Here is a 4,796-nt window from a genome sequence, read left to right on the forward strand (position 1 = left end):
CGCCTGCAGACCGGCCATGCCGGCGCCGACCACGACGACGCGCATGGCCCGCGCCGCGCGCACCGCCGGCGCGCCGTCGCGCGGCGTGCCGACATGCGGGTTCACGCTGCACCCTGTCGCGACGCCCCGATGGATCTCGCCCCAGCAGGCATTGCAGGCGATGCAGGGCGTGATCGCCGCGGCACGGCCGTCCCGGGCCTTGGCGGGCCAGTTCGGATCGGCCAGCAGTGGGCGCGCCAGCATCACCAGCTCGGCCTCGCCCGCCGCCAGGATCGCCTCCGCCGTCGCGGGGTCGTCGATGCGGCCGATCGCCGCGATCGGCACGCCGCCCGCCGCCTCCCGCATGGCCCGCCACAGCGCGCGATAGGGCGCGGGCGGATCGTGCATGTCAGGCGCGTGGCGATGCAGCGACCAGCCATGGCTCCCCTGGCTGAAGCACAGCCAGTCCGGCGGCACGTCGGCCACGATGGCGCGCGTCAGGCGCTGCGCCTCCGCCAGGTCGATCGAGCCCGGCACGCCATCCTCCGCCGGCAGCTTCAGCCCGACGACGAACCCCGACCCGCAGCGCGCCCGGATCGCCCGCAGGATCTCCCGCAGGAAGCGGCTGCGCCCCGCCGCATCGCCGCCCCACCCATCCTCCCGCCGGTTGGTGACGGGGGAGAGGAACTGCAGCGGCAGGAAGCCATGCGCCGCCGAGACCTCCACCCCCGCGAAGCCAGCGCGCTGCAGCCGATGCGCGCTGTCGGCGTAGTCCGCCACCAGCCCCTCGACCTCGCTGGCCGAGAGCACGCGCGGCACCGTCCAGCTCATCCCGTCCGGCACGGCGGAGGCGCCGACCGCATCCAGCCCGCGCGGGCCGTGATGCGCGCTGCCGCCGTGCCAGAGTTGCCCGATGGCCAGCGCCCCATGCCGCCCCACCGCCTCCGCCAGCCGCGCCAGCCCGGGCAGCGCACCCTCCTCGAAGGCGGCGACGCGCACGGGCGTTGCGGCGGAGGGCGCGGCGGAGAGCGCCTCCGTCACCACCAGCGCCGCGCCGCCCGCAGCCCGCGCGGCGAGATGCGCGATCATCCGCTCGCTCACGCGGCCCGGTTCGGGGAAGCGGGTGGAGAGCGCGGCGAAGCCGACGCGGTTGGGCAGCCGCCGCCCCGCGAGGTCGATCGGGGAGAACAGGCGCGGGAAGGTCATGCCCGGGACGCTGCCCCGCCGCCCCCTCGGCGACAAGCGTGGCGCCGGCCTGCCATGCCGGCAAGGAGTCTTGATTCGGCGGGGCTGCGGGACGACGATCCGGCCGCATGATCCTGCTGATCGACAACTACGACAGCTTCACCTTCAATCTCTATCACTTCCTGGGTGACCTTGGGGCGGTGGTCGAGGTTCGGCGGAACGACGCGCTGTCCGTGGACCAGGCGCTCGCCCTGCAGCCGGAGGCCATCGTCCTCTCGCCCGGCCCCTGCACGCCCAACGAGGCCGGCATCTCGCTGCCGCTGATCGAGGCCGCCGCCGCCCGCCGCCTGCCGCTCCTCGGCGTCTGCCTGGGCCATCAAGCGATCGGCCAGGCCTTCGGCGGCAAGGTCGTGCGCGCGCCGGTCCCGGTGCATGGCAAGGTGTGGGAGGTGACCCACTCCGGCACGGATATCTTCGCCGGCCTGCCCTCCCCCTTCCGCGCCACGCGCTACCACTCGCTTGTGGTCGAGGACCTGCCCGACACCCTGACCGCCACCGCCCGCACCTCGGACGGGCTGGTCATGGGCCTGGCGCACCGCGACCTGCCGATCTGGGGCGTGCAGTTCCACCCGGAGAGCATCGCCTCCGAACACGGCCACGACCTGCTGCGCAACTTCCTCTCGCTGGCCGGGGTGCGCACCGGCCGCAACGCACCGGCCGCCGTCGCCTAGAGGCCCAACCGATGCATGCCCGCGCCTGCACTGTCGGCATGCGGGAGGGACGCCGTCCCTCCCGCACCCTCCCTGCCAGGGGCCGGAAGGCCCCTGGACCCCGTCAAAGGGGCGGATGGAGGAGGGGCCCGCACGTCCGCTGGACCGGCGCGCCCGCCGGCCCCTCCTCCATCCGCCCCTGTGTGCATGGGTTCAAAGGGCCCGCTGGCCCTTTGCAGGGGGTGCAGGGGGACAGCGTCCCCCTGCGAGCCATCAGCGCAGGCACCAGGCGCGCAGCGACGGGGGCCTCTCGGTGAAGGCGATCCTGGCGCGGTTGGCGGCTGGCGAGCGGCTTGCGGAGAGCGAGGCGGAGGCGGCCTTCGGCATGATCATGGCCGGCGAGGCGACGCCGGCGCAGATCGCCGGGCTGTTGATGGCGATGCGCGTGCGCGGCGAGACGGTGCCGGAGATGACCGGCGCGGTGCGGGCCATGCGGGCGCGCATGATCGCCGTGGAGGCGCCGGCCGATGCGATGGACATCGTCGGCACGGGCGGCGATGCGGCGGGCACGCTGAACATCTCGACGGCCGCGGCCCTGGTCGTGGCCGGCTGCGGGGTGAAGGTCGCCAAGCACGGCAACCGCGCGCTCTCCTCCCGGTCCGGCGCGGCGGATGCGCTGACCGCGCTCGGCATCCCGGTGATGGAGACGCCGCTCGAGGCCCTGCCGCGCGTGCTGGCGGAGGCCGGGATGTGCTTCCTGATGGCGCCGCGCCACCATTCCGCGCTGCGCCATGCCGCCGGCCCGCGGATGGAGCTGGGCACGCGCACCATCTTCAACCTGCTCGGCCCCCTGGCGAATCCGGCCCGTGTGAAGCGCCAGATGACGGGCGCCTTCAGCGCGGAATGGCTGCGCCCGATGGCCGAGACGCTGGCCCGCCTCGGCACGGAGCGGGCCTGGCTGGTGCATGGCCAGGGGCTGGACGAGCTGACCCTCGCCGGCCCGTCGGAGGTGGTCGAGCTGAAGGATGGCGCGCTGCGGGCCTTCCAGGTCACACCCGAGGACGCCGGCCTGTCCCGCGCGCCGGCCGAGGCGCTGAAGGGCGGCGAGCCGGCGGAGAACGCCGCCGCCCTGCAGGCCCTGCTGGAGGGCGCGCCGGGGCCCTATCGCGACTGCGTGCTGCTGAATGCCGCGGCCGCGCTGATCGTCGCCGGCCGCGTCGGCACGCTGCGCGACGGCGTGGCGCTTGCGGCGCGGAGCCTGGACGGCGGCGCCGCGTTGGATGTGCTGCGCAAGCTTCGCGCCGCCGCGGCGCCTCCGCCGCCCGACACCCCTTCGCCTTGAGATCCCCCATGAACGCCCCTGCTTCCGTGCTCTCCGACAAGCTCGCGCAGATCCTCGGCGACAAGCACGCCGAGGTGCGCGAGCGTTCCGCCGCCGTCCCGCTGGCCGAGATGGAGAAGCGTGCCGCCGAGGCGCCGAGGCCGCGCGACTTCACCGGCGCGCTGTGCACCGCCGTGGCGGATGGCCGGGTCGGCCTGATCGCCGAGATCAAGCGCGCCAGCCCCTCCGGCGGGCTGATCCGCGATCCATTCGTGCCGGAGGAACTAGCCCGCGCCTACGAGGCCGCCGGCGCCGCCTGCCTGTCGGTGCTGACCGACGCCCCGTATTTCCAGGGCTCGGCGGAGGACCTGTCGGCGGCGCGCGCCGCCTGCGCGCTGCCGGCGCTGCGCAAGGACTTCATGGTCCATCCCTGGCAGGTCTTCGAATCCCGCGCCATGGGGGCCGACTGCATCCTGCTGATCATGGCCGCGCTGACCGACGAGCAGGCGCATGAGCTGGAGGATATCGCCCGCTCCCTCGACATGGCCGTGCTGGCCGAGGTGCATGACCGGCGGGAGCTGGACCGTGCCCTGGCGCTGGAGACTCGGCTGATCGGCGTGAACAACCGCAACCTCAAGACGCTGGTGACCGACCTGGCCACCACCGACGAGCTGGTCCCGCTGATCCCGGCCGACCGCATCCCGGTGAGCGAGAGCGGCATCCGCACGCCCGAGGATGTCCGCCGCGCCTGCAAGGCCGGCGCGCGCTGCCTGCTGGTGGGCGAGCACCTGCTGCGCCAGCGCGACGTGACCGCGGCGGCCGCGGAGCTGATCCACGCGATTCCGACCTGACCCTTGCGGCCCTCCCCCGCTTGCGGGGGAGGGTTGGGTGGGGGCAGAGAATCCCCATCCGGGGATCCCCATGACAGACAGGCTCACCCATTTCGACGAGGCCGGACGCGCCGCCATGGTGGACGTCTCCGGCAAGGCCGACACCGCCCGCACCGCCGTCGCGCGCGGCCGCATCGTCATGCGGCCGGAAACGCTGGCGCTGATCCGGCAGGGCGAGATCGGCAAGGGCGACGTGCTGGGCGTGGCGCGGCTCGCCGGCATCATGGCGGCCAAGCGGACCTCCGATCTCATCCCGCTCTGCCACCCGCTGCTGATCAGCAAGGTCAGCGTGGACCTCACCCCCGCCGAACCCGATGCCGTCGAGATCGAGGCGATGGTCAAGCTCACGGGCCAGACTGGCGTGGAGATGGAGGCGCTCACCGCCGTCACCGTCGCCGCGCTCACCATCTACGACATGTGCAAGGCGGTGGACCGCGGCATGCGGATCGAGGCGGTGCGCGTCGTGCACAAGTCCGGCGGCAAGTCCGGCACCTACGAAGAGACCGCGTGATGCTCGCGTTGGAGGAAGCCCGTGCCCGCGTGCTGGCCGCGCTGGAGGCGACGCCGGCCGAGACGGTGCCGCTCGCCGAGGCCTGGGGCCGCGTGCTGGCCCGCCCCGTGCCCGCCCGGCTGACGCAGCCGCCCGCCGACGTCTCCGCGATGGACGGCTATGCCGTGCGCGCCGCCGACGCGACCGCAGGCGCGCGCCTC

The 4,796-nt window shown here is 74.2% G+C and carries 5 protein-coding genes and 1 pseudogene; 5 read left to right on the plus strand and 1 reads right to left on the minus strand.

Annotated elements, in window-relative coordinates:
* Positions 1-1,185 (minus strand): oxidoreductase (locus OZN99_RS25680; protein WP_270938077.1); only part of this gene is annotated, 1,185 nt, incomplete at its 3' end.
* Positions 1,186-1,292: 107 nt separating this feature from the next.
* On the opposite strand from OZN99_RS25680, the gene OZN99_RS25685 reads away from it, so the two are divergent.
* From OZN99_RS25685 to OZN99_RS25705, 5 genes and pseudogenes are all read left to right on the plus strand, one after another.
* A complete protein-coding gene (locus OZN99_RS25685; protein ID WP_270938078.1) occupies positions 1,293-1,895 on the plus strand; it encodes an anthranilate synthase component II in 603 nt (200 codons plus the stop codon).
* Between the two features lie 292 nt (positions 1,896-2,187).
* Positions 2,188-3,216 (plus strand): anthranilate phosphoribosyltransferase, encoded by a 1,029-nt coding sequence (gene trpD, locus OZN99_RS25690; RefSeq protein WP_270938079.1) that lies wholly within the window; start codon positions 2,188-2,190, stop codon positions 3,214-3,216.
* Positions 3,217-3,224: 8 nt separating this feature from the next.
* Positions 3,225-4,046, plus strand: a complete 822-nt coding sequence (gene trpC / locus OZN99_RS25695) for an indole-3-glycerol phosphate synthase TrpC (protein WP_270938080.1) — start codon at positions 3,225-3,227, stop codon at positions 4,044-4,046.
* Between the two features lie 70 nt (positions 4,047-4,116).
* Positions 4,117-4,596 (plus strand): cyclic pyranopterin monophosphate synthase MoaC, encoded by a 480-nt coding sequence (gene moaC / locus OZN99_RS25700; protein WP_270938081.1) that lies wholly within the window; start codon positions 4,117-4,119, stop codon positions 4,594-4,596.
* A pseudogene (locus OZN99_RS25705) lies at positions 4,596-4,796 on the plus strand (molybdopterin molybdenumtransferase MoeA); the annotation flags it as partial. The gene moaC and the pseudogene OZN99_RS25705, both read left to right, overlap by 1 nt.

Source organism: Falsiroseomonas oryzae (assembly GCF_027856955.1).
Taxonomy (GTDB): domain Bacteria; phylum Pseudomonadota; class Alphaproteobacteria; order Acetobacterales; family Acetobacteraceae; genus Falsiroseomonas; species Falsiroseomonas oryzae.

Coding starts and splice junctions, on each gene's coding strand:
- OZN99_RS25685 (WP_270938078.1), top strand. CDS start 1,293: ATGATCCTGCTGATCGACAACTACGACAGCTTCACCTTCAATCTCTAT.
- trpC (WP_270938080.1), top strand. CDS start 3,225: ATGAACGCCCCTGCTTCCGTGCTCTCCGACAAGCTCGCGCAGATCCTC.
- moaC (WP_270938081.1), top strand. CDS start 4,117: ATGACAGACAGGCTCACCCATTTCGACGAGGCCGGACGCGCCGCCATG.